This is a genomic window from Paenarthrobacter sp. OM7, from assembly GCF_029873575.1.
Classification (GTDB): Bacteria; Actinomycetota; Actinomycetes; order Actinomycetales; family Micrococcaceae; genus Arthrobacter.
The window spans coordinates 1,847,409-1,870,396 of sequence record NZ_CP123579.1 but is presented as its reverse complement, the minus strand read 5'-3'; the positions used below and the strand labels follow the sequence as shown (position 1 = coordinate 1,870,396).

At 61.8% G+C, this 22,988-nt stretch carries 14 protein-coding genes and 2 rRNA genes; 2 read left to right on the top strand and 14 right to left on the bottom strand.

All coding sequences use genetic code 11. The features are described 5' to 3' along the window. Positions 1-16 precede the first annotated feature (16 nt). From QEH68_RS08595 to QEH68_RS08575, 5 genes are all read right to left on the bottom strand, one after another. Positions 17-3,174 (bottom strand): 23S ribosomal RNA (locus QEH68_RS08595). A gap of 540 nt (positions 3,175-3,714) precedes the next feature. Further along, positions 3,715-5,234: ribosomal RNA gene (locus tag QEH68_RS08590) — 16S ribosomal RNA — on the bottom strand. The 16S and 23S rRNA genes sit together here, the layout of an rRNA operon. Positions 5,235-6,040: 806 nt before the next feature. Further along, positions 6,041-7,351, bottom strand: a complete 1,311-nt coding sequence (gene tyrS / locus QEH68_RS08585) for a tyrosine--tRNA ligase (RefSeq protein ID WP_280627681.1) — start codon at positions 7,349-7,351, stop codon at positions 6,041-6,043. Positions 7,352-7,388: 37 nt separating this feature from the next. After that, positions 7,389-9,617: an ATP-binding domain-containing protein gene (locus QEH68_RS08580; RefSeq protein WP_207597071.1), complete on the bottom strand. Its 2,229-nt coding sequence runs from the start codon at positions 9,615-9,617 to the stop codon at positions 7,389-7,391. Between the two features lie 89 nt (positions 9,618-9,706). Then, entirely contained in the window at positions 9,707-10,375 is a 669-nt protein-coding gene (locus tag QEH68_RS08575) for a DNA-3-methyladenine glycosylase (protein WP_207597070.1), read from the bottom strand. A 79-nt stretch (positions 10,376-10,454) separates the two neighbouring features. Here QEH68_RS08575 and QEH68_RS08570 point away from each other — a divergent pair, with 79 nt between their 5' ends. Further along, a complete protein-coding gene (locus tag QEH68_RS08570) occupies positions 10,455-11,960 on the top strand; it encodes an AlkA N-terminal domain-containing protein (protein ID WP_280627680.1) in 1,506 nt (501 codons plus the stop codon). A gap of 157 nt (positions 11,961-12,117) precedes the next feature. Here QEH68_RS08570 and QEH68_RS08565 read toward each other — a convergent pair whose 3' ends face one another. From QEH68_RS08565 to argC, 9 genes are all read right to left on the bottom strand, one after another. After that, positions 12,118-12,855 carry a maleylpyruvate isomerase family mycothiol-dependent enzyme gene (locus tag QEH68_RS08565; protein WP_280627679.1) on the bottom strand — a complete coding sequence of 246 codons (738 nt, stop codon included), beginning with the start codon at positions 12,853-12,855 and terminating at the stop codon, positions 12,118-12,120. An 84-nt stretch (positions 12,856-12,939) separates the two neighbouring features. Continuing rightward, positions 12,940-14,355: an argininosuccinate lyase gene (gene argH, locus QEH68_RS08560; protein ID WP_280627678.1), complete on the bottom strand. Its 1,416-nt coding sequence runs from the start codon at positions 14,353-14,355 to the stop codon at positions 12,940-12,942. Beyond that, positions 14,355-15,560, bottom strand: a complete 1,206-nt coding sequence (locus QEH68_RS08555) for an argininosuccinate synthase (protein WP_207597066.1) — start codon at positions 15,558-15,560, stop codon at positions 14,355-14,357. Before QEH68_RS08555 ends, argH begins: the two co-directional genes overlap by 1 nt. A 68-nt stretch (positions 15,561-15,628) precedes the next feature. Further along, on the bottom strand, positions 15,629-16,168 hold the full coding sequence (locus tag QEH68_RS08550; RefSeq protein ID WP_089594443.1) for an arginine repressor: 540 nt from the start codon (positions 16,166-16,168) through the stop codon (positions 15,629-15,631). Continuing rightward, a complete protein-coding gene (gene argF, locus QEH68_RS08545) occupies positions 16,168-17,172 on the bottom strand; it encodes an ornithine carbamoyltransferase (protein WP_207597065.1) in 1,005 nt (334 codons plus the stop codon). Before argF ends, QEH68_RS08550 begins: the two co-directional genes overlap by 1 nt. Continuing rightward, on the bottom strand, positions 17,169-18,506 hold the full coding sequence (locus QEH68_RS08540) for an acetylornithine transaminase (RefSeq protein WP_280627677.1): 1,338 nt from the start codon (positions 18,504-18,506) through the stop codon (positions 17,169-17,171). Before QEH68_RS08540 ends, argF begins: the two co-directional genes overlap by 4 nt. After that, on the bottom strand, positions 18,503-19,459 hold the full coding sequence (argB, locus tag QEH68_RS08535; RefSeq protein WP_280627676.1) for an acetylglutamate kinase: 957 nt from the start codon (positions 19,457-19,459) through the stop codon (positions 18,503-18,505). Before argB ends, QEH68_RS08540 begins: the two co-directional genes overlap by 4 nt. A gap of 10 nt (positions 19,460-19,469) precedes the next feature. Beyond that, positions 19,470-20,636: a bifunctional glutamate N-acetyltransferase/amino-acid acetyltransferase ArgJ gene (argJ, locus tag QEH68_RS08530; protein ID WP_207597063.1), complete on the bottom strand. Its 1,167-nt coding sequence runs from the start codon at positions 20,634-20,636 to the stop codon at positions 19,470-19,472. Then, entirely contained in the window at positions 20,633-21,664 is a 1,032-nt protein-coding gene (gene argC, locus QEH68_RS08525) for an N-acetyl-gamma-glutamyl-phosphate reductase (RefSeq protein ID WP_207597062.1), read from the bottom strand. The genes argJ and argC overlap by 4 nt, the downstream gene beginning before the upstream one ends. Before the next feature lie 167 nt (positions 21,665-21,831). Between argC and QEH68_RS08520 the strand changes: the two genes are divergently transcribed. Continuing rightward, positions 21,832-22,920, top strand: a complete 1,089-nt coding sequence (locus tag QEH68_RS08520; RefSeq protein ID WP_207597061.1) for an acyl-CoA desaturase — start codon at positions 21,832-21,834, stop codon at positions 22,918-22,920. Positions 22,921-22,988 lie beyond the last annotated feature (68 nt).

Genomic DNA, 22,988 nt, shown 5'->3' with positions numbered 1-22,988 from the left:
GCGTGCAGTGTGTTGTGTGGTGTAAGTTGTTGGCCTATTAGTACCGGTCAGCTTCACGAGTCTTTAGTCCTCGCTTCCACATCCGGCCTATCAACCCAGTGGTCTGGCTGGGGGCCTCTCACACATAAATGTGTATGGAAATCTCATCTTGAAGCGAGCTTCCCGCTTAGATGCTTTCAGCGGTTATCCCATCCGAACGTAGCTAATCAGCGATGCACTTGGCAGTACAACTGACACACCAGAGGTTCGTCCGTCCCGGTCCTCTCGTACTAAGGACAGCCCTTCTCAAATTTCCTGCGCGCGCAGCGGATAGGGACCGAACTGTCTCACGACGTTCTAAACCCAGCTCGCGTACCGCTTTAATGGGCGAACAGCCCAACCCTTGGGACCTACTCCAGCCCCAGGATGCGACGAGCCGACATCGAGGTGCCAAACCATGCCGTCGATATGGACTCTTGGGCAAGATCAGCCTGTTATCCCCGAGGTACCTTTTATCCGTTGAGCGACGGCCATTCCACAATGTACCGCCGGATCACTAGTCCCGACTTTCGTCCCTGCTTGAGATGTCTCTCTCACAGTCAAGCTCCCTTGTGCACTTACACTCGACACCTGATTGCCAACCAGGCTGAGGGAACCTTTGGGCGCCTCCGTTACTTTTTAGGAGGCAACCGCCCCAGTTAAACTACCCATCAGGCACTGTCCCTGACCCGGATCACGGGCCGAAGTTAGATGTCCAAAGTGACCAGAGTGGTATTTCAACGATGACTCCACCCGAACTGGCGTCCGGGTTTCAACGTCTCCCACCTATCCTACACAAGCCACTCCGAACACCAATACCAAACTATAGTAAAGGTCTCGGGGTCTTTCCGTCCTGCTGCGCGTAACGAGCATCTTTACTCGTACTGCAATTTCGCCGAGTTTATGGTTGAGACAGCGGGGAAGTCGTTACTCCATTCGTGCAGGTCGGAACTTACCCGACAAGGAATTTCGCTACCTTAGGATGGTTATAGTTACCACCGCCGTTTACTGGGGCTTAAATTCTCAGCTTCGCCACACAAGGTGGCTAACCGGTCCTCTTAACCTTCCAGCACCGGGCAGGAGTCAGTCCGTATACATCGTCTTGCGACTTCGCACGGACCTGTGTTTTTAGTAAACAGTCGCTTCCCCCTGGTCTCTGCGGCCCACACCCGCTCACGGAGAGCAAGTCTCCATCACGGGGCAGGCCCCCCTTCTCCCGAAGTTACGGGGGCATTTTGCCGAGTTCCTTAACCATAATTCTCTCGATCGCCTTGGTATTCTCTACCTGATCACCTGTGTCGGTTTGGGGTACGGGCGGCTAAAACCTCGCGTCGATGCTTTTCTAGGCAGCATAGGATCACCGGATCCCCCCATACGGGAGTCCCATCAGATCTCAGGAACGTGCTCGAAGCACACAGGAACGGATTTGCCTATCCCTGACCCTACATCCTTAGACCGGGGCAACCATCGCCCGGCCCGGCTACCTTCCTGCGTCACACCTGTTAATACGCTTACCTCCCGGGATCAGGTCCCGCGCTCGGCCAAAACCCACAACACCACAAGGGTGAGCGGGCAGGCTCCGGGCGGTTAGTATCCCCCGCTTGGCATGGGCGGTTTTTCGCCGGTACGGGAATATCAACCCGTTGTCCATCGACTACGCCTGTCGGCCTCGCCTTAGGTCCCGACTTACCCAGGGCAGATTAGCTTGACCCTGGAACCCTTGATCATTCGGCGGACGGGTTTCTCACCCGTCTTTCGCTACTCATGCCTGCATTCTCACTCGTGTAGGCTCCACCGCTGGTTTCCACCGCGACTTCACTGCCCACACGACGCTCCCCTACCACTCCACACCCCTGAACCACGAAGGCTAGGGCAATGTGTGAAATCCACAACTTCGGCGGTGTACTTGAGCCCCGCTACATTGTCGGCGCGGAATCACTTGACCAGTGAGCTATTACGCACTCTTTCAAGGATGGCTGCTTCTAAGCCAACCTCCTGGTTGTCTTCGCAACTCCACATCCTTTCCCACTTAGCACACGCTTAGGGGCCTTAGTTGGTGGTCTGGGCTGTTTCCCTCTCGACTATGAAGCTTATCCCCCACAGTCTCACTGCTGCGCTCTCACTTACCGGCATTCGGAGTTTGGCTGACGTCAGTAACCTTGTAGGGCCCATCGGCCATCCAGTAGCTCTACCTCCGGCAAGAAACACGCAACGCTGCACCTAAATGCATTTCGGGGAGAACCAGCTATCACGGAGTTTGATTGGCCTTTCACCCCTACCCACAGCTCATCCCCTCCATTTTCAACTGAAGTGGGTTCGGTCCTCCACGACGTCTTACCGTCGCTTCAACCTGGCCATGGGTAGATCACTCCGCTTCGGGTCTAGATCACGCCACTACACTCGCCCTGTTCAGACTCGCTTTCGCTACGGCTACCCCACACGGGTTAACCTCGCGACGTAACACTAACTCGCAGGCTCATTCTTCAAAAGGCACGCCGTCACAACTACTATGCGATCACTCGCGGTTGCTCCGACGGATTGTAAGCACACGGTTTCAGGTACTGTTTCACTCCCCTCCCGGGGTACTTTTCACCTTTCCCTCACGGTACTGGTCCGCTATCGGTCATTAGGAAGTATTTAGGCTTATCAGGTGGTCCTGACAGATTCGCACGGGATTTCTCGGGCCCCGTGCTACTTGGGATACTCTCCAGGCTGCACACAACATTACGGTTACGGGGCTCCCACCCTCTCTGGCCGGCCTTTCAAGACCGTTCACCTATGCCTGCACATCACCCCAACGGTCCGGCAGAACCATCACGGAAAGTCCCACAACCCCGCCCATGCAACGCCCGCCGGCTATCACACATGGAACGGTTTAGCCTGATCCGCGTTCGCTCGCCACTACTAACGGAATCACTATTGTTTTCTCTTCCTGCGGGTACTGAGATGTTTCACTTCCCCGCGTTCCCCCCACGCACCCTATGTGTTCAGATGCGGGTCACACAATCACCTTGCAGCGTTGTGCGGGGTTTCCCCATTCGGACATCCTGGGATCAACGCTCGGTTATCAACTCCCCCAGGCTTATCGCAGATTCCTACGTCCTTCTTCGGCTCCTAATGCCAAGGCATCCACCGTGTGCCCTTAAAAACTTGACCACACAAAGATCAAAAACTTACTCGAGAGAACCACGACCACAAGGGCCAGGTTCATTCATAAGAAATTGCTGTAGAAACACACACACCAACCCCGAAAGGCCAGCCATGCATGTCTCAGATGCTCGCGTCCACTATGTAGTTCTCAAACAACAACCCCATCAACCAGACCACCACCACCCCACACAGGGACACGCGGCAGAACCGGAAGCAGGAACAAAAGAAACACCAGAACGATGCCCTCTGCATTGCTGCAAAAAGGTCCTGTTGCCTCAGGACCCAACAGTGCGCCAAACACAACCCCCACAAACCATGCACCCCGGCAGCGTTCCCAACAACACCCACCCCCACAAAAAGCAGAGACACATGCTGCCGTACTGGCACCAGGACACAACCGGTAAAGGCCATGCCAAACAAGTTTGATTCGTTGATATTCCACCCATGAGCACCCACCGCAGAACAGACGCCTGCGCAATGGGCAACACTGACAACCACCACGAACTGCATACACAGAACACGGAACAGCTGCTAGCAGCTCCTTAGAAAGGAGGTGATCCAGCCGCACCTTCCGGTACGGCTACCTTGTTACGACTTAGTCCCAATCGCCGGTCCCACCTTCGACGGCTCCCCCCACAAGGGTTAGGCCACCGGCTTCGGGTGTTACCAACTTTCGTGACTTGACGGGCGGTGTGTACAAGGCCCGGGAACGTATTCACCGCAGCGTTGCTGATCTGCGATTACTAGCGACTCCGACTTCATGGGGTCGAGTTGCAGACCCCAATCCGAACTGAGACCGGCTTTTTGGGATTAGCTCCACCTCACAGTATCGCAACCCTTTGTACCGGCCATTGTAGCATGCGTGAAGCCCAAGACATAAGGGGCATGATGATTTGACGTCGTCCCCACCTTCCTCCGAGTTGACCCCGGCAGTCTCCTATGAGTCCCCGCCATAACGCGCTGGCAACATAGAACGAGGGTTGCGCTCGTTGCGGGACTTAACCCAACATCTCACGACACGAGCTGACGACAACCATGCACCACCTGTAAACCGACCGCAAGCGGGGCACCTGTTTCCAGGTATTACCGGTTCATGTCAAGCCTTGGTAAGGTTCTTCGCGTTGCATCGAATTAATCCGCATGCTCCGCCGCTTGTGCGGGCCCCCGTCAATTCCTTTGAGTTTTAGCCTTGCGGCCGTACTCCCCAGGCGGGGCACTTAATGCGTTAGCTACGGCGCGGAAAACGTGGAATGTCCCCCACACCTAGTGCCCAACGTTTACGGCATGGACTACCAGGGTATCTAATCCTGTTCGCTCCCCATGCTTTCGCTCCTCAGCGTCAGTTACAGCCCAGAGACCTGCCTTCGCCATCGGTGTTCCTCCTGATATCTGCGCATTTCACCGCTACACCAGGAATTCCAGTCTCCCCTACTGCACTCTAGTCTGCCCGTACCCACTGCAGAACCGGAGTTGAGCCCCGGTCTTTCACAGCAGACGCGACAAACCGCCTACGAGCTCTTTACGCCCAATAATTCCGGATAACGCTTGCGCCCTACGTATTACCGCGGCTGCTGGCACGTAGTTAGCCGGCGCTTCTTCTGCAGGTACCGTCACTTTCGCTTCTTCCCTACTGAAAGAGGTTTACAACCCGAAGGCCGTCATCCCTCACGCGGCGTCGCTGCATCAGGCTTGCGCCCATTGTGCAATATTCCCCACTGCTGCCTCCCGTAGGAGTCTGGGCCGTGTCTCAGTCCCAGTGTGGCCGGTCACCCTCTCAGGCCGGCTACCCGTCGTCGCCTTGGTAGGCCATTACCCCACCAACAAGCTGATAGGCCGCGAGTCCATCCAAAACCACAAAAGCTTTCCACCACCTGACATGCGTCAGACGGTCATATCCGGTATTAGACCCAGTTTCCCAGGCTTATCCCAGAGTCAAGGGCAGGTTACTCACGTGTTACTCACCCGTTCGCCACTAATCCCCCAGCAAGCTGGGATCATCGTTCGACTTGCATGTGTTAAGCACGCCGCCAGCGTTCATCCTGAGCCAGGATCAAACTCTCCGTTGAAAAAAACAAATCAAACAGACACAACCACACCCACCGGAAATAACGGCCGGCACGGCTGCACAAAATTCGAAACCAGCTGAAAACCAGACCACCACACACGGGGGTGCGCAATGATCCAGCCATAATTTCAACCAATCAATAAAACAATCGGTATCAACAAACTTGGCACACTATTGAGTTCTCAAACAACAGACACTACCGGCACCACCCACACCCACAAGGGTCCAGGATCGCTCCGGAGCAACTTTTCAAACTTACCCGAACCAGCCGCACAAAGCAAACCAGAACCCAGGCCTCCCACACCAACCAGCAGCACACAAAAGCACCACCGAAACCGGCAATTTGAAGGGAGTCGGTCGCCATCTTTCCGCATCAGCGGCGGCGACTCGAATAACTTTACACGCGCCCCACCCCCACACCAAATCCACCCCAACACCACCCAAAAACCCCGCCAACACAAGGAAAACACCCCCAAAACCACCCCACCACACCCCAAACCAACCCAAGTGAAGCCCGTCACACAACCCCACCACCGCCGTCGAACCCCAACCAAACCCAAGGAACGTGAGAACGCGACGCCATCAAACCCGAGGGACATGAGAGAGCGACGCCATCAAACCCGCGGGATGTGAGCGAGCGTCGGAAGGTGAACGCTGCACGACCGACCGCCACCCCCCGGCGGTACCAACGGTTCATCCGGCACCCGGCACTGGACAAGCACGTAAATCGCAACATGCACGGAATCGCAGAAAGGGCCGGCAACCGTAACGGTTGCCGGCCCTTTCGGAACGCGGTGGAAAAGAGTACTAAGCAGAAACCTTAATGGTCGCAAGGTTTTTCTTGCCACGCCGGAGGAGCAAGTACCGTCCGTGCAGCAGTTGATCCTGGGCAATGACGGCGTCGGGATCGGAGACCTTGGTGTTGTTCACGTACGCGCCGCCCTCCCCTACGGTCCGGCGGGCAGCCGACTTGCTGTCGGACAGACCCGAGGCAACCAGGAGGTCGATGATCCCCAAACCGTCGGTGCCGATCGTCGCCAATGGAAGTTCGGCGGTGGCGGCTTCAAGGGTTCGCTCATCCAGAACTGTGAGATCGCCGTTGCCGAAGAGTGCAGCCGAAGCTGCAATGACCTTCTCCGTTGCCTCGACGCCATGAACGAGCGAGGTCACTTCGAAAGCGAGCTTTTTCTGGCCCTCGCGGGCAAATGGACGCTCCGCCACAGCTTCTCCAAGTGCCTCAATCTCTGCACGCGAAAGGAAGGTGAATACCTTGAGGCGGTCCACAACATCCGCGTCCGCCGTGTTCAGCCAGAACTGGTAGAACGCGTACGGGCTGCACATGTCCGGGTCCAGCCAGATGGCGTTCCCTTCGCTCTTGCCGAACTTGGTGCCATCGGAGTTGGTGATCAGCGGCGTCCCCAGTGCGTGGACGCTCTTGCCTTCCACCTTGCGGATCAGTTCGGTTCCGCTGGTGAGATTGCCCCACTGGTCAGAGCCGCCGGTCTGCAGCGCGCAGCCGTAATCCCGGAAGAGTTGGAGGTAGTCCATGCCCTGCAGGATCTGGTAGCTGAATTCGGTGTAGCTGATGCCTTCGTCGGAGTTCAGGCGGGACGCCACAGCATCCTTCCGGAGCATGGTGCCCACACGGAAGTGCTTGCCGATTTCACGCAGGAAGTCGATAGCAGTCAGCGGCGCCGTCCAGTCCAGGTTGTTCACCATGCGGGCCGGGTTTTCGCCCTCGAAACTGAGAAAGCGGCGCACCTGGCCCTGCAGGTACCCAACCCACTCAGCAACGGTGTCCTTGGTGTTCAAGGTGCGTTCCGCCGTCGGACGTGGGTCACCGATCAGGCCAGTGGACCCACCCACCAGGCCGAGCGGCTTGTGGCCTGCCAACTGCAGGCGTCGCATCACCAGCAACTGCACAAGGTTGCCCAGGTGCAGGGAGGGCGCGGTGGGATCGAAGCCACAGTAATACGTGATCGGGTCCCCGGCGAGCAGCTTTTCCAGTTCCGTTTCATCGGTGGAAACGTGGATCAGGCCGCGCCATTTGAGCTCCTGCCAGACATTGGCAAAAGCGGGATCGTTGTGCTGGGACTCGAGGTTGTTTACGTGTGACACGAGATCTAAGTTAGCAGGATTGCGGAGGCCCGTTTTCCTAGCGCTCGATACCCGCAGGTACCGGGGCGGCGGCAATGAGACGCAAGCGCTGCGTGGCTCGCGTCATGGCGACGTAGAGGTCGCCCACCTTGCCGTGCTCATGGTTCAGCATGGCGGCCGGTTCCAGGACCACCACCCCATCGAACTCCAGGCCCTTGGCCTCCTTGGGGCTGATGACCACGATGTCCTGTTCGTAGCTGCCCGCCCCGGCGCCAATACGGCGGCCGTAGACCTCCCGCAGCGCAGCGGTGGCCTGCGGAAGAAGAGGCCCGTCGGCAATGACAGCCAGCAGGCCGCCGTCGATCGCTTCAACTTCCTCGGGCAGGACGTCCACCAGGTGCGACACGATGCTGTCGGCATCGACGCGGTCCACAATGGGCGACCATTTACCTTCGCGCACGGCCTTGGGAGCCGAGACCACCAGTCCCGCGCGGTTGGCCATGCGGACTGCGGCTTCGGCGATCTGCGAGGGCGTGCGGTAGTTGACGGTGAGTTCTTCGAGGGTCCAGCGGTCACCGAACGACGGCGCCAAGGCACTCTGCCACGAATTGGCACCTGCCGCAGCACTCGTCTGGGCAATATCACCGACGATCGTGAACGACTTCAGCGGGCAGCGGCGTACCAGGAGCCGCCACTGCATGGGTGAGAGTTCCTGGGCTTCGTCAACCACAATGTGGCCGAAAGCCCATGAACGGTCGCTGGTGGCACGTTCCGCCGCGGTCAGGCGGCCTTCGCGTTCCTGGTTCTGGTCGGCAAGTTCTTCAGCCGAGACCAGGACGTCGACACCCATGGCTTCCATGTTGGCAAGAGTCTGCTTGGCGTTGGCGATGTCGCGTGCGCGGTCGGCCTCCTGCTGGGCCAATCCCCTGCCGGCTGCCGGGTCCAGTTCGCCCAACAGTTCAGCAGCTTCATCCAACAGCGGAACGTCAGCTTCCGTCCAGGGCGCGTCCACGGGCCGCTGCAGCAGCGAACGCTGTTCAGGCGTCAGGTGCGGTGTGCAGGCTTCAAGGATGGCCGGCTTGCTGAAGAGCTCGGAGATGAGCTTCTCCGGTGTCATCGGCATCCAGCAGAGGTTCAGCGCAATGCGCACGTCCCTCGCCGACCGGACGTCTTCCGCCAGGTAGGCGCGATCTGCGTTGTTGCCGATGTTGCCTTCCTCGACGAGGTCCGTCAGCTGTTCCGTGAGCTCGCGAAGGAGGATCTTCACGAACGTGAGCCGCGCTTCGTTGTGGGGTTTTCCCGTGGCGCGGGCCTTTTCCCGGGCACGGCGGACCTGACGGACAGTCAGAGTGAGCTTCCGTGAATCGACTTCCAGGATGCGGTCTTCAGCAGGTGTTCGTTGGCGGTTCGCGACGGCGTTGGCCACCACCTTGGCCATGTCCAGTTTGCCCTTGAGTGCGGCAACGTCGGCGTCTTCCTCGGGGATGGCATGGATGCCGGGCATCAGGCGGCCAAGGCTTGCCATGACCACTCCGGTCTCGCCGAGGGATGGCAGTACGCGTTCGATGTAATGCATGAAGGACGACGACGGTCCAACGAGCAACACGCCGGCGCTCTTGAGCCGTTCGCGGTGCGTGTACAGCAGATAAGCAGCGCGGTGCAGGGCAACGGCGGTCTTTCCCGTTCCGGGACCGCCTTGGACCACCAACGCGCCGGAGATGGAGGATCGGATGATCCGGTCCTGCTCAGACTGGATGGTGCCCACGATGTCCGACATGCGGCCCGTGCGCTTGGAGTTCAGTGCTGCCAGCAGTGCGCCTTCACCTTGGAGAGAGTCGTTGTCTGCGAGCATCCCCGCGTCCAGGACATCGTCTTCAATCGCTTTCACGTCGCGCCCCTGAAGGATCAGGTGGCGACGGCGACGCACGCCTTGACGGTCGAACGCCGTCGCTTGGTAAAAATGCCCGGCTTCGGGCGCACGCCAGTCGACCATCAGTCGCTGGAGATCGGCAGTAGAGAGACCGATGCGCCCGATGTATTGTGCTTCACCGGAGTCAAGGTCAAGGCGGCCGAAGACCAAGCGGTCGTCGACGGCGTCGAGCTGGGCAAGGCGGTCTTCGTACAGGGCCGCGAACGCGTCACGCTCGGAAACGTTCTGCATGGTTCCCACCGCGCCGGCCTTCCGCACCTGCGCCAGCTGGGCGCGCTTTTCGGCGCGCAGCTCATCGAGCCGGGCGTACAGCCCGGCCACATATTCCTGCTCGTGGACCAAATCAGCGTCGTGCATCGAACCGTAACCCCTATCGCAAAAGACAGACCGTCCATTCTACAGCGATTTTGGTAAACGCGTGGGGTACAAGTCATGTGGTGGGACGGTTATTGCGGAACGACCCTATTTCGGGGCCGTGCTGCCTTGTACCGCGACACCGTTGGATCGTCTTCGATCCAAAAGCGCCAAGGATATTCCGTGGTTCCGCCAGGACCCGATACACCCACCCGCGGTCCGCTGGCGACGGCGGCTGCGGGTGTCGCCGGCAACCACAAGCTGAACGGTGAAGCGAGCGCGTCACGGCCGGTGTCCGCCGTCGTGAGTCCCAACGCGGAGGCGAGCCGGGCCGGTCCGCTGGCGAGGTCCTTGTGCGCTTTGGAGGCTGGCCTGCGGACGGCGGCGAGCTCCTCCCCCTCTACAACTTCTCCTGCCCGCAGGAGCAGCGCGGATGCGAATCCGTCGGGTCCACAGACGATGTTCGCGCAATAGTGCATCCCGTACGTGAAGTAGACGTAGAGGAATCCGGGTGCCCCGAACATGGGCGCATTACGGGCCGTGGGGCCACCGAAAGTGTGTGATCCAGGGTCAGGGTGTTCCGAACCGCGCGGCCCCATATAGGCCTCCACTTCGGTGAGCCTTACGGAGACAGGGCCGGCATCGGACTGGTGGGTGAGGACGGCTCCCAGGATCAACGGGGCAATGTCGCGGGCATCGCCCTGGAGAAAACTGCGCACGTCGTCGGGATGACCGATTCCGTTTTCCGTGAACGATCCCATCCCCAGACCCTAGCAAACTGCCAACGCCCATGTCCGATTTCCGCTAGCCGTGGTCCCGGCCGGCTGGCAGGATGAAGCCATGGACTTCTGGCAGCGCTACCGGGCAATCGACGCCCGGGACACACGGTTCGACGGGCAGTTCTTCACGGCCGTCAGTTCCACAGGCATCTATTGCCGGCCATCGTGCCCCGCCAGAACCCCCAAAGCCGAGAACGTCACGTTCTACGAAACCTCGGCCGCTGCCCATGAAGCCGGCTACCGCGCCTGCAAGCGGTGCCTGCCCGAAGCTGTCCCGGGAACTCCGGCCTGGAACATCCGCTCGGATATAGCCGGCCGGGCCATGCGGCTGATCAACGACGGCGTGATCACCCGCGAGGGCGTCGACGGCCTTGCCCACCGGTTGGGCTACTCCGCACGGCAACTCAACCGCATCCTCAGCAATGAACTTGGCGCCGGTCCACTATCGCTGGCACGGGCCAGCAGGGCACAAACCGCCAGGACCCTGTTGGTCTCCACCGATATGCTCCTTGCCGACGTTGCGTTTGCTTCGGGTTTCAACAGCGTGCGGCAATTCAACGACACCATTGGCGAAGTGTTCGCCATGACCCCGACGGCGGTGCGCGCCACCGGGGCCAAGTCCAGGCAACACCGGGGTACCGTTGCTGCGGTGCACGCCCCCGCGGCCTTGACGCTGAACCTTCCTTACAGGGAGCCCTTCGATCCGGGCATTTTCGATTTCCTGGCAGTACGAGCGGTGCCGGGCATCGAGACGGTGCGGACCTCGGAGGACGGAACCGGCACCGATGGAAGCAGGACTTACGCCCGCACCCTGCGCCTGCCGCGGGGCAGTGCCTCCTTCTCTGTCTCGTATAACCCCTCAGCTCGCGGCAAACCCTTGCAACTTACAGCTGCGGTGCTGGACCTCCACGATCTCCCGGCACTCTTGAGCCGGGTCCGGAGGCTGTTCGACGTGGACGCTGATCCCCAGGCAATCGACGACGCTCTGGCAACAGATGCGAGGCTGACTGCCAGTGTGACCGCGATCCCAGGAATACGCGTGCCGGGGGCTGTGGATCCCCACGAACTACTCATCCGGGCCATGATCGGGCAGCAAATCACCGTAGCCGCCGCGCGAACGGCCCTCACTCAGTTATCTGCTGCCGGAACCAGCGTGGATAGCGCCACCCCCGGCTTGGAGCGTTTGTTTCCGACGGCGGCCGAGATCGCCGAACACGGGCGAGCGTTCCTCCGTGGACCCCAGCGGCGGATTGACTCCATCATGGCCGCGTCCGAAGCCATGGCCAGCGGAGCACTTGATTTCGGCTACGGCGACGATCCCACCAGCCTCGAAAGCAAGCTGCTCCCCTTGCCCGGAGTGGGGCCATGGACTGTTGGCTACGTGGCAATGCGTGTCCTCGGTGCTCCGGATGTTCTCCTGGCCAATGATGCTGCGGTCCGGAACGGCATAAAGGTCCTGCCCGCCGGCACTGGGCTCAGCGCCGATTTCAGGGAGGTCAGCCCGTGGCGTTCGTATGCCACCATGCACCTCTGGCGGGCTGCAGCGGAAAAAACCCGAAGCAATTAGCTCCCGGGGCCTGAGAGAGCGACCCGCCCAAACACGAGGGACGTGAGAGAGCGACCCGCCCAAACACGAGGGACGTGAGAGAGCGACCCGCCCAAACACGAGGGACGTGAGAGAGCGACCCGCCCAAACACGAGGGACGTGAGAGAGCGTGCGCGGCTCAGCGGGCGGCGGGCTGGGGTGCCGGCCAGGGCAGCAGGTCCGGCAGGTCCACTCCATCGGCGGCCGCTGTTGCGCGAAGGCTGCCCAGGCTGGGCTCTCGGCCCGCAAGCCACGCGGCGATGTCGGTCAGCATGCCGGTAATCGCGATGGAGGTGCCGCCGCTGCCAATGGTCCTCTGTGGCAGGCCGGTGGGCTGCAGGACGAATTTGTACGTGTCAGGGACGCGTGCAGCGAGGAAGCCAATCAGGTGTTCGCAGAAAGGCCTGTTCCATGTCTCCGGTCCGAACCCCACACCCAAATCCGACGCATGGATGGTGAGCTCCCGCCATAGGGCCAGGCCGCCGTCGAGCACTGTCCCGTCCCGGTACGCAATACGCGCCTGCCAGTCCTCCGGTCCCAAGGCATCGAACGCGGCAATCGCCGCATCCATGGCGGTGGTGACGGCCTCCGTGTGCTCCGTGAGGCTGTGCCCCGCCGCGAGTGCGATGGCCTTGTTACGGCCGTCCATGCCGCCGTCGTACAGTTCCCCGGTTTCGCCGCGGCGCGCGTACTCAAGTTGCCGGGCCATGGCATTGGAGATCCCGGCAAGGTGGGCGAGGACGTGACCCCGGGTCCAGCCTGGCAGCTCCGACGGTTCAGCGACGGATGAGTCGTCCAGTTTGGCGAGGATGCGGGTGACGGTGCCGGCGGCTTTGTGAAGCTCGGCGGGCAACGTCTCGGGGGTGATCTGAGTCATAGCGCCATGTTAACGCACGGCGGGACGGCACCTCGCGATGCCCTGCCCGAAGGCATGGCCGCGACGTGCCGTCCCGCACGTGGTCTAGCTGGCGTAAGAACGCGCTGCGTCCAGTTCTGCTTGGAGCGCCGTCAGTTGGCGTTCGACGGCGGCCGGTGCCGTTCCGCCCTGCGAGTTGCGGCTGTTGAGCGAACCTTCGGTGCTGAGGACACTGCGGACCTCAGGAGTCAGGTGCTCCGAGATCGCTGCGTATTCCTCGTCCGTCAGGTCCCACAGCTCAACGCCACGGCCTTCGGCCTGCTTGACGGCAGCGCCGGAGAGCTCGTGGGCCTCGCGGAAGGGGACGCCCTGGCGGACCAGCCATTCTGCGATGTCCGTTGCCAGCGCGAAACCCTGGGGGGCCAGGGATTCCATGCGCTCGGTGTTGAACTTCAGCGTGGCGATCATGCCGGACACGGCCGGAAGCAAAAGCTCCAGGGTGTCGGCGGCGTCGAAGACCGGTTCCTTGTCCTCCTGCAGATCGCGGTTGTATGCGAGCGGCAGTCCTTTCAGGGTTGCCAGCAGACCGGTCAGGTTGCCGATAAGCCTGCCTGCTTTGCCACGGGCGAGCTCAGCGACGTCCGGGTTCTTCTTTTGCGGCATGATCGAGGAACCCGTGGAGTACGAGTCATGCAGCGTGACAAAGGAGAACTCCTTGGTGGCCCAGAAGATGACTTCCTCGGAAATCCGGGACAGGTCCACGCCAATCATGGAACACACCCAGGCGAACTCGGCGAAGACATCGCGGGAAGCGGTGCCATCGATCGAGTTGTGGACGGCCGAGAAGAATCCGAGGTCAGCAGCAACAGCCTCGGGGTCCAAACCAAGCGAAGAACCGGCCAAAGCACCGGAACCGTACGGCGAAACACCGGCGCGCTTGTCCCAGTCCTGGAGCCGCTGCACGTCGCGCAGCAAAGCCCAGGCATGGGCCAAGAGGTGGTGGCTCAGCAACACCGGCTGGGCGTGCTGCAGGTGTGTCCGGCCCGGCATGGCAACGCCTTGGTGGGCCCTGGCCTGCTCCACCAGGGCGTCGATGGTGGCAAGGACCCCGCCGGCGATGATGCGTGCATGGTCGCGAAGGAACATACGGCCCAGGGTGGCCACCTGGTCGTTGCGTGAACGGCCGGCGCGGAGTTTGCCGCCCAGCTGGGTCCCGGCGCGCTCAATCAGGCCACGTTCCAGGGAACCGTGAACGTCCTCGTCGCTCTCGGCCGGCAGGTAGGCGCCGCTCGCGACGTCCTCGTCCAGCTGGGTGAGTGCGGAAAGCATGCCTTCGAGCTCGGCGTCGTCCAGCAAACCTGCTTTGGCCAGCACGCGGGCGTGGGCCTTGGAGCCGGCGATGTCATAGCGGGCAAGCCGCCAGTCAAAGTGGGTGGACTTGCTCAGTGCGGCCAGCGCATCCGCGGGGCCACCGGCGAACCGGCCGCCCCACAGTGCACCTTCGTTTGTTGCCGAGGCCATTACTTGCCTGCGACGCGCAGGTCGCGGCCGGAGGCAACCTTGGAGGACATGCCCCACAGCTCGATGAAGCCACGTGCCATGGACTGGTCGAAGGTATCGCCGGTGTCGTAGGTGGCGAGGTCGAAGTCGTACAGCGAGGTCTCGGAGCGACGACCGTTGACTACTGCCTGGCCACCGTGGAGGACCATACGGATGTCGCCGGAAACGTACTGCTGCGTGTCCTCGATGAAAGCGTCCAAGGAGCGCTTCAGCGGGGAGAACCACTGTCCGTCGTACACCAGCTCGGACCAGCGCTGGCCAACGGTGGCCTTGAAGCGGGCCTGCTCGCGCTCGATGGTGATGTCCTCGAGGTGCTTGTGCGCGGTAATCAGCGCCATGGCACCCGGGGCTTCGTAAATTTCGCGGGACTTGATGCCAACAAGGCGGTCCTCGACGACGTCGATGCGGCCGACGCCCTGGGCGCCCGCACGGCGGTTAAGTTCCTGGATGGCCTGCAGCGGGGTGACCTTGACGCCGTCGATCGCTACCGGCACGCCGGCCTGGAAGGAGATGGTGACCTCGTCCGGTGCCGGGGGGAATTCCGGGGTGGCCGTGTAGTCGTAGATGTCCTTGGTGGGAGCGTTCCAGATGTCCTCGAGGTAACCGGTCTCGACGGCGCGTCCCCAGACGTTCTGGTCGATCGAGTACGGGTTCTTCTTGGTGGTCTCGATCGGCAGTCCCTTCTCCTCGGCGAAGGCGATAGCCTTGTCGCGGGTCAGGGCGAGGTCGCGAACCGGTGCGATGCACTTCAGGTCCGGGCCGAGGGTCTGGATGCCGACTTCGAAACGGACCTGGTCGTTGCCCTTGCCGGTGCAGCCGTGGGCAACGGTGGTGGCGCCGAATTCGCGGGCAGCCTTGACGAGGTGCTTCACGATGACCGGACGGGAGATGGCCGAAACCAGGGGATAGTGGCCCTGGTAGAGGGCGTTGGCCTTCAAGGTGGGCATGGCGTACTCGTTGGCGAACTCGTCGCGGGCGTCGGCTACATAGGCCTCGACGGCGCCGCAACCGAGGGCGCGCTGGCGGATGGTCTCCAGGGACTCGCCACCCTGTCCGACGTCGACGGCCACAGCGATGACCTCGGCACCGGTGGCTTCACCGATCCAGCCGATGGCTACGGAAGTATCAAGGCCACCGGAGTAGGCCAGAACAATGCGCTCAGTCACGAGAGTGCTCCTTTGTTGTTGCTTGGTTCATTCGAATCAATACTGGTGTGAATCAATGCTGGGAAAATCTATTGGTTGGCCGGCCCGGCTTCTTCGGCCATGCGCAGGAAACGCGCCGCCAGTTCCGCCCCGCCATCGGGATCCCGGGCGACCAACAGCAAAGTGTCATCGCCTGCGATCGTACCCAATACAGAGGGCATCACCGAGTGGTCCACGGCCAGTGCCAGGAAGTTCGCCGCACCCGGCGGGGTACGAAGGACCACGATATTGCCCGAGGCCTCCGCAGTGACCAGGAGTTCGCCGCACAACCGCGTCAGACGTGCATCCAGAATCTCCTGGGTCACGCCGCTCTTGGCGTTGCGGTCGCCGCCCTCCCCCGGAACGGCGTAAACCAACGCGCCTTCCTTTCCACGGACCCGGACTGCGCCCAGCTCCACGAGGTCCCTGGATAACGTGGCCTGGGTGACCTGGACGCCGTCGTCCGCCAGCAGGGCTGCAAGCTCTGCCTGGGAGCGCACTGACTCACCTGTCAAGATCGCGGTGATACGCGCCTGGCGGGCAGTCTTGGTGGCTGGGCTGGCGCCCGGCACGGACGGGTTGGTGGACACTAGAACGTGCTCTCCCCGGTACCTTCAACAGGTGAAAGGCCCTCCACGAAAGCAAGTCCCGAGCGGTGCATCAACCATGCCATGAGTGCCTTCTGGGCGTGGAGGCGGTTTTCCGCCTCATCCCACACGATCGACTGCGGGCCGTCGATGACGTCCGCCGAAATCTCGTAACCGCGGTAAGCGGGAAGGCAGTGAAGCACGACGGCGTCCGGCGCAGCTTGCGCCATGGCGGCCTCGTCCACGGAATATTCACGGAAGAGTTGCATCCGCGCTTCCTTTTCGGACTCCTGGCCCATGGAAACCCAGGTGTCTGTTGCAACGACGTCGGCGCCCTTGAGGGCCTCGGCAGCATCGCTGGTAATGAGGACCGAACCGCCGGTCTCCGCAGCGCGTTCCTCTGCAGCGGCAACAATTTCCGCGGCAGGGAGATACCCCTCCGGCCCGGAGATGCGAACGTGCATCCCGGCAGTGACGCCGGCAAGGAGGTACGAGTTGGCCATGTTGTTGGCGGCATCGCCCAGGTACGCCATGCTTAGTCCGGCCAGCTCGCCCTTGTGTTCCTTGACGGCAAGAAGGTCGGCCAGGAGCTGGCAGGGGTGGTAATCGTCGCACAGGGCATTGATGACGGGGACCTTGGAGTTTTCAGCCATCGCCACCAGTCCGGCGTGCGCACCGGTCCGCCACACAATGGTGGACACCATGCGCTCCAGGACTTTGGCAGTGTCCTCCACGGATTCCTTATGGCCGATCTGCGCTTCCCCCGGGTTGATAATCAATGCGTTGCCACCCATGTCTGCGATGCCCGTGGCGAACGAGACGCGGGTGCGGGTGGAGGTCTTGTCAAAGATCACTGCAACGGTCTTGCGGCCGTTGCCCTCTGCGGCGAAGGGCTGCACGCTGTAAGGCGCGGCCTTCATCCGGACGGCGAGTTCCAGGACCTCAGCCTGCTCGGCGGGGCTCAGGTCCGTGTCCTTGAGGAAGTGACGGGTGGTTGACGTGCTCACTGTGCATCCTTAGCGGTTTGGGCGGTAGCCGTGGCGATCAAGGCGGGCAGGGCTGACAGGAACCGGTCGGCCTGCTCGGTGGTCAGGATCAGCGGAGGGGCGAGACGGATGGTCCGCGGGCCCGGACTGTTGATGATGAAGCCTGCATCCAAAGCTGCGGTCACCATGGCAGGTGCGATGTCGGCGTTCACGTCGAAGCCAATCAGCAGGCCCTCGCCGCGGACTTCACTGACAGCATCGACGTCAGCCAGCCCTTCGCGCAGGTGCGCGCCGACGCTCAGCACGTTCCGCAGGAGACCTTGGCTTTCGATGGCGTGCAGCGTGGCCAGCGCGGCGGCCGTAGCCACCGGGTTTCCGCCGAAAGTGGTGCCGTGCTGCCCTGCGGTGAGCAGGGCCGACGTCGTACTTCCGAAGGTGACAAGGGCACCCACCGGGAACCCGCCGCCAAGGCCCTTGGCGAGCGTGACGGCGTCGGGCACAATTCCTGCGTCTTCGCTGGCAAGCCACTTTCCGGTGCGGCCGATGCCGGTCTGGACCTCGTCCAGGATCAACAACGCACCCGCTGCGGTGGTAGCTTCACGGGCTGCCTGCAGGTATTCGGCGCTGAGCGGCCGAACCCCCGCTTCGCCTTGGATGGGTTCCAGGAACACGGCAGCAGTGGAATCGTCGACGGCGGCACGCAGGGCCTCGATGTCACCAAACGGAATGTGGACCACACCACCTGGCAGTGGTTCAAACGGCGCACGGTAGGCCTCTTTGGCCGTGAGGGCCAAAGCACCCATGCTGCGGCCGTGGAACGCACCCTCCAAAGCGATGATTTTGGTGCGCTTCCCGTCGGGATTGTTCCTGCGTGCCAGCTTGAACGCTGCTTCGCTGGCCTCGGTACCGGAATTGGCAAAGAAGACCTTGGAACCAGCCGGGGCCTTGCTGAGGGACAACAGCTTCTCGGCGAGAGCGATCTGCGTGGGGCTCGTGAAGAAGTTCGAGACATGGCCGAGCGTGGCCAGTTGGCTGGAAATCACGGAGGTGACGAAAGGGTGCGCGTGGCCCAGGGCGTTCACAGCGATGCCGCCCAGGAGATCAAGGTATTCCTTCCCGTCTGCATCCCACACAAGGCAACCGGCGCCACGGACCAGGACCCGCTGGGGCGTGCCGAAGACACCCATCAGCGAGGACGAGTAGCGCGCCAGCCAATCGGCGCCTGAGCTCTGGGAAACGAGCGTGGCTGCGGCAGCCTCCGCAGCGATGGGGGCCCCGCTCGCTTCGCGGTGCCCGACCACACCCGGCCCCCCATTGCTGCGGCTTTCAGCGGTATGGCTCAGTTCGGTGCTCATGCGTTCACTTCCTCGTCGGGTACTACTTGGGTGCCGATGCCCGCCGTCGTGAACGTTTCCAACAACATCGAGTGTGGGAGGCGGCCGTCCACGATGTGTGCGCGCTCCACGCCTTCGTCGATGGCCTTCAGGCAGGCGGCCATTTTGGGGATCATTCCCGACTCGAGGCGGGGCAGCATTTCGCGGAGTTCCGAGGCTGTCAGCGACGAGATCAGCGAGGATTTGTCCGGCCAGTTGGCGTACAGGCCTTCCACGTCGGTCAGGATGACGAGCTTGGTGGCACTCAGGGCCGAAGCAACGGCGGCAGCTGCGGTGTCGGCGTTAACGTTCAATACCTGGCCGGTGGTCTGGAAGCCGTTTCCGTCGTCCACGATCTCCGGGGCCACGGTTGAAATCACGGGGATGCGACCGGCGTCGAGGATATCCGTGATGCCGGCGGGATCCACGCCCACGACTTCGCCCACCAGGCCGAGGTCCACTTCTTCGCCATCAACCACAGTGCCCGTGCGGACGGCGCGCAGCAGGCCACCATCCTCGCCGGACATGCCGACGGCATAAGGACCGTGGGAGTTAATGAGCCCTACGAGTTCACGGCCAACCTGACCTGTCAGGACCATGCGGACCACATCCATGGCCTCGGGCGTGGTGACGCGCAGCCCACCCTTGAACTCCGACTCGATGCCGAGGCGGCCGAGCATGGAGTTGATCTGGGGGCCGCCGCCATGAACCACCACGGGGTGGATGCCCACGTGGTGGAGGAACACGATGTCCTCAGCGAAGGCGCGGCGGAGGTCGTCGTTGACCATGGCGTTGCCGCCGTACTTGATCACCATGGTGGTGCCGGCGAATCGTTGGATCCACGGCAGGGCTTCGATCAGCGTGCCGGCCTTGTCCTGGGCTGCCTCGGCCGAGACGTGGCTCGTGGACGTGGTTTCGCGGGTATGGGCAGTCATTGTCATAAGCTCAGCTCGAGTAGGCGCTGTTCTCATGCACGTAGTCGTGCGTGAGGTCGTTGGTCCAGATGGTCGCCTCAGCGTCGCCGGCCTGCAGGTCAATCTCGACCAAGACTTCGCGCGGCTCAAGGTCCACCAGGTTGCGGTCATCGCCGATAGCGCCGTTGCGGCAAATCTGCACACCGTTCATGGCGACGTTGAGCTGGTCCGCCTCGAAAACAGCATCTGTGGTCCCCACAGCCGAGAGCACGCGGCCCCAGTTGGGATCCTTGCCAAAGATGGCAGCTTTGAACAGGTTGGAGCGGGCAACACTGCGGCTGACGATTTCGGCGTCGCGTTCGCTGGCGGCGTTGAAGGTCCTGATCGCGATGTCGTGGCTGGCGCCTTCGGCATCACCGATGAGTTTGCGTGCCAGTTCGGCGCAGACGATGGTGACCGCTTCGCTCAACTGCTCGGCAGACGGCAGAGCTTCGGAGGCGCCGGATGCCAGCAGCACCACGGTGTCGTTGGTAGACATGCAGCCATCCGAGTCCGCGCGGTCAAAGGTGACGCGCGTGGCGTCGCGGAGGACGACGTCGAGCTCATTCGCAGGAACCTCGGCGTCGGTGGTCAGGACCACCAGCATCGTCGCCAGGCCGGGCGCCAACATGCCGGCACCCTTGGCAATGCCTCCCACAGTGAACTGCTTGCCTTGGGCATCGGTGCCGGTGAAGACGGCTTCCTTGGACACGCTGTCAGTGGTCATGATGGCCGTGGCGGCAGCGGTACCGCCGTCTTCCGACAATTCACGGAAAGCCGCATCAACACCAGTAAGAATCTTGTCCATGGGCAGCTGCTCACCGATCAGGCCCGTGGAGCACACTACGACGTCGGAGGCTGAGATGCCCAGCACATCCGCCACTTTCTCGGCAGTAGCATGCGTGTTCTGGAAGCCCTGCGGGCCGGTGCAGGCGTTGGCGCCGCCCGAGTTCAAAACGACGGCATCCACACGGCCATCGCTGACTACCTGGCGTGACCAATGGACCGGCGCAGCAGCTACACGGTTGGAGGTAAATACTGCAGCTGCGGACTTTTGCGGCCCGTCATTGACTACCAGGGCCAGATCCGGGTTCCCGGATGCCTTGATGCCGGCTTTGACGCCGGAGGCGCGGAATCCCTTGGGTGCGGTAATGGTCACGGTGCAACTCCCTGCAGGTTCAGGCCGGCGGTTTCATCCAGGCCGAGGGCAATGTTCATGGACTGCACGGCTCCGCCGGCGGTCCCCTTGGTGAGGTTGTCGATGGCGCACGTGACGATCACGCGGCCAGTGTGCTGGTCCAATGCCAACTGCATCACTGCGTGGTTGGAACCCTGCACTGACTTGGTGGTGGGCCATTGGCCTTCGGGAAGGAGGTGCACGAACGGTTCGTCGTCGTAGGCATCTGCCCAGGCCTGGCGCAGTTCAGCTTCCGTCACGCCGTGCTGTGCCTTAGCGGTGGCCGTTGTCAGGATGCCCCGGCTCATGGGAACCAACGTGGGCGTGAAGGAGACCGATACCGGTTCACCGGCCGCATTGGAGAGTCCCTGTTCGATCTCCGGCGTGTGGCGATGTCCGCCACCCACGCCGTAGGGGCTCATGGAACCCATGACTTCGGCACCGATCAAATTCACCTTGGCCGCCTTGCCGGCACCGGAGGTACCGGATGCCGCAACAATCACGACGTCGTCCGTCAGGAGGAGATTGTTGGCGAACCCGGGTGTCAGGGCGAGCAACGCCGACGTCGGGTAGCAACCAGGCACTGCGATGCGGGTGGCGCCCTTGAGGGCTTCACGCTGACCGGGCAGTTCAGGCAGTCCATAAGGCCATGTTCCTGCGTGCGCAGATCCGTAGAACTTTTCCCATGCCGCGGCGTCCTGCAAGCGGTGGTCCGCGCCGGCGTCGATCACTACGGTCCCCTCCGGCAACTGAGCAGCGATCTCGGCCGAAGCACCGTGCGGCAACGCCAGGAACACTACGTCGTGGCCGGACAGGTTCTCCACCGTGGTGTCTTCCAGAATCCTGCTGGCCAAACCATGGAGATGCGGCTGCAACTCCCCTAGTCTGGAACCGGCGTTGCTGTGTGCGGTGATGGCACCGATGGTGACGTTCGGATGGCCTGCCAGCAGGCGCAGCACTTCTCCTCCGGCGTAGCCGCTGGCACCGGAGACGGCAACAGAAATAGTCATGACTCCACTGTACAGCAAGAATATTCATGCTGTCCGATATTTATGCATGCAGTTGTGAGCAGTCTCATTATTTTGGGGATTGGACGTATGCTTAGTGAAGGGTGATCCAGACCGTGCAGTCCGAACGTCGGCTGCAGCGTTGCCCGTTAGCGATACGGGGCACATTTATGTCACCCACGTCCACCGCTGAGCGCCCCAAAGCTCGCGCAATTCAACCAAATCCCGTCGTCCAGAGCTACTCGGAGCTTCTCAAGAGCGTCAAGGCAGCCGGACTCCTGGAACGCCGTAGCGGCTTCTACATCTGGGTCTTCGTGGCCCTGGCACTCCTTATGGCCGGCACCTGGCTCGGCTTCGCACTGATCGGCGATTCCTGGTACCAGCTTTTGATCGCTGCAGCCGTAGGCATCCTGTGCACGCAACTGAGCTTCCTTGCCCACGAGGCAGGTCACAAGCAGATCTTCGCTTCCCGGCGTGCCAACGATTGGTCAGCCCGCCTCCTGGCCACAGGAGTTGCCGGCATCAGCTATTCCTGGTGGGAACAGAAGCACGGAGCCCACCACAACCACCCCAACGTCATCTCCAAGGACCCGGACATCCGGAACAACGCCTTGGTGTTCTATGAGGACGCTGCAGCCGAACGCAAAGGCCGCCTGGCTTTCCTCACCAAAAAGCAGGGCTGGTTCTTCTTCCCGCTCCTGACGCTCCTGGGCTTGAGCCTGCAGTTCGACTCCCTTCGCTTCGTCTTCGGCAAGCAGAAAGTACGTCACCGCTGGGTGGAGACGCCCATACTCGTGACCAGGCTTGCCGCCCTCCCGGTCCTGGCTTTCACCTTCCTGCCCATCGGCATGGCGTTCGCCTTCCTTGGCGTCCAGATCATGGTTTACGGCTTCTACATGGGAGCCTCGTTCGCCCCGAACCACAAGGGCATGCCCGTCCTCCCCAAGGACAGCCGCGTGGACTTCCTCAACCGCCAGATCCTGACCTCGCGCAATATCTCTGGTGGTCTCTTCATGGACTTCCTCCTGGGTGGACTCAACCGCCAGGTGGAGCACCACTTGTTCCCGGACATGGCTCGCCCCCATTTGTACAAGGCCACAAAGATCGTCCGCGAGTTCTGCGCCAAGCACTCCATTTCCTACACGGAAACCACGTTGATGCAGTCCTACGGCATCGTGGTCAGATACCTCAATGACGTAGGCCTGGCAGCAGGCCGCGGCTTCGATTGCCCCGTGGCTTCGACGCACGGACGCTTCTAGGCGTTCAACAAGGGAAGCCCCAACTTCCCTAGGATGGAATCTGAAACCGGGCCCCGGAAGGACCGCCC

What these genes read in the sequence shown, in the direction of transcription:
- QEH68_RS08580 (WP_207597071.1), bottom strand. Translation starts at nt 9,617, where the DNA reads ATGCACGACGCTGATTTGGTCCACGAGCAGGAATATGTGGCCGGGCTG.
- QEH68_RS08575 (WP_207597070.1), bottom strand. Translation starts at nt 10,375, where the DNA reads ATGGGATCGTTCACGGAAAACGGAATCGGTCATCCCGACGACGTGCGC.
- QEH68_RS08570 (WP_280627680.1), top strand. Translation starts at nt 10,455, where the DNA reads ATGGACTTCTGGCAGCGCTACCGGGCAATCGACGCCCGGGACACACGG.
- QEH68_RS08565 (WP_280627679.1), bottom strand. Translation starts at nt 12,855, where the DNA reads ATGACTCAGATCACCCCCGAGACGTTGCCCGCCGAGCTTCACAAAGCC.
- argH (WP_280627678.1), bottom strand. Translation starts at nt 14,355, where the DNA reads ATGGCCTCGGCAACAAACGAAGGTGCACTGTGGGGCGGCCGGTTCGCC.
- QEH68_RS08540 (WP_280627677.1), bottom strand. Translation starts at nt 18,506, where the DNA reads ATGAGCACCGAACTGAGCCATACCGCTGAAAGCCGCAGCAATGGGGGG.
- argB (WP_280627676.1), bottom strand. Translation starts at nt 19,459, where the DNA reads ATGACTGCCCATACCCGCGAAACCACGTCCACGAGCCACGTCTCGGCC.
- argC (WP_207597062.1), bottom strand. Translation starts at nt 21,664, where the DNA reads ATGACTATTTCTGTTGCCGTCTCCGGTGCCAGCGGCTACGCCGGAGGA.
- QEH68_RS08520 (WP_207597061.1), top strand. Translation starts at nt 21,832, where the DNA reads ATGTCACCCACGTCCACCGCTGAGCGCCCCAAAGCTCGCGCAATTCAA.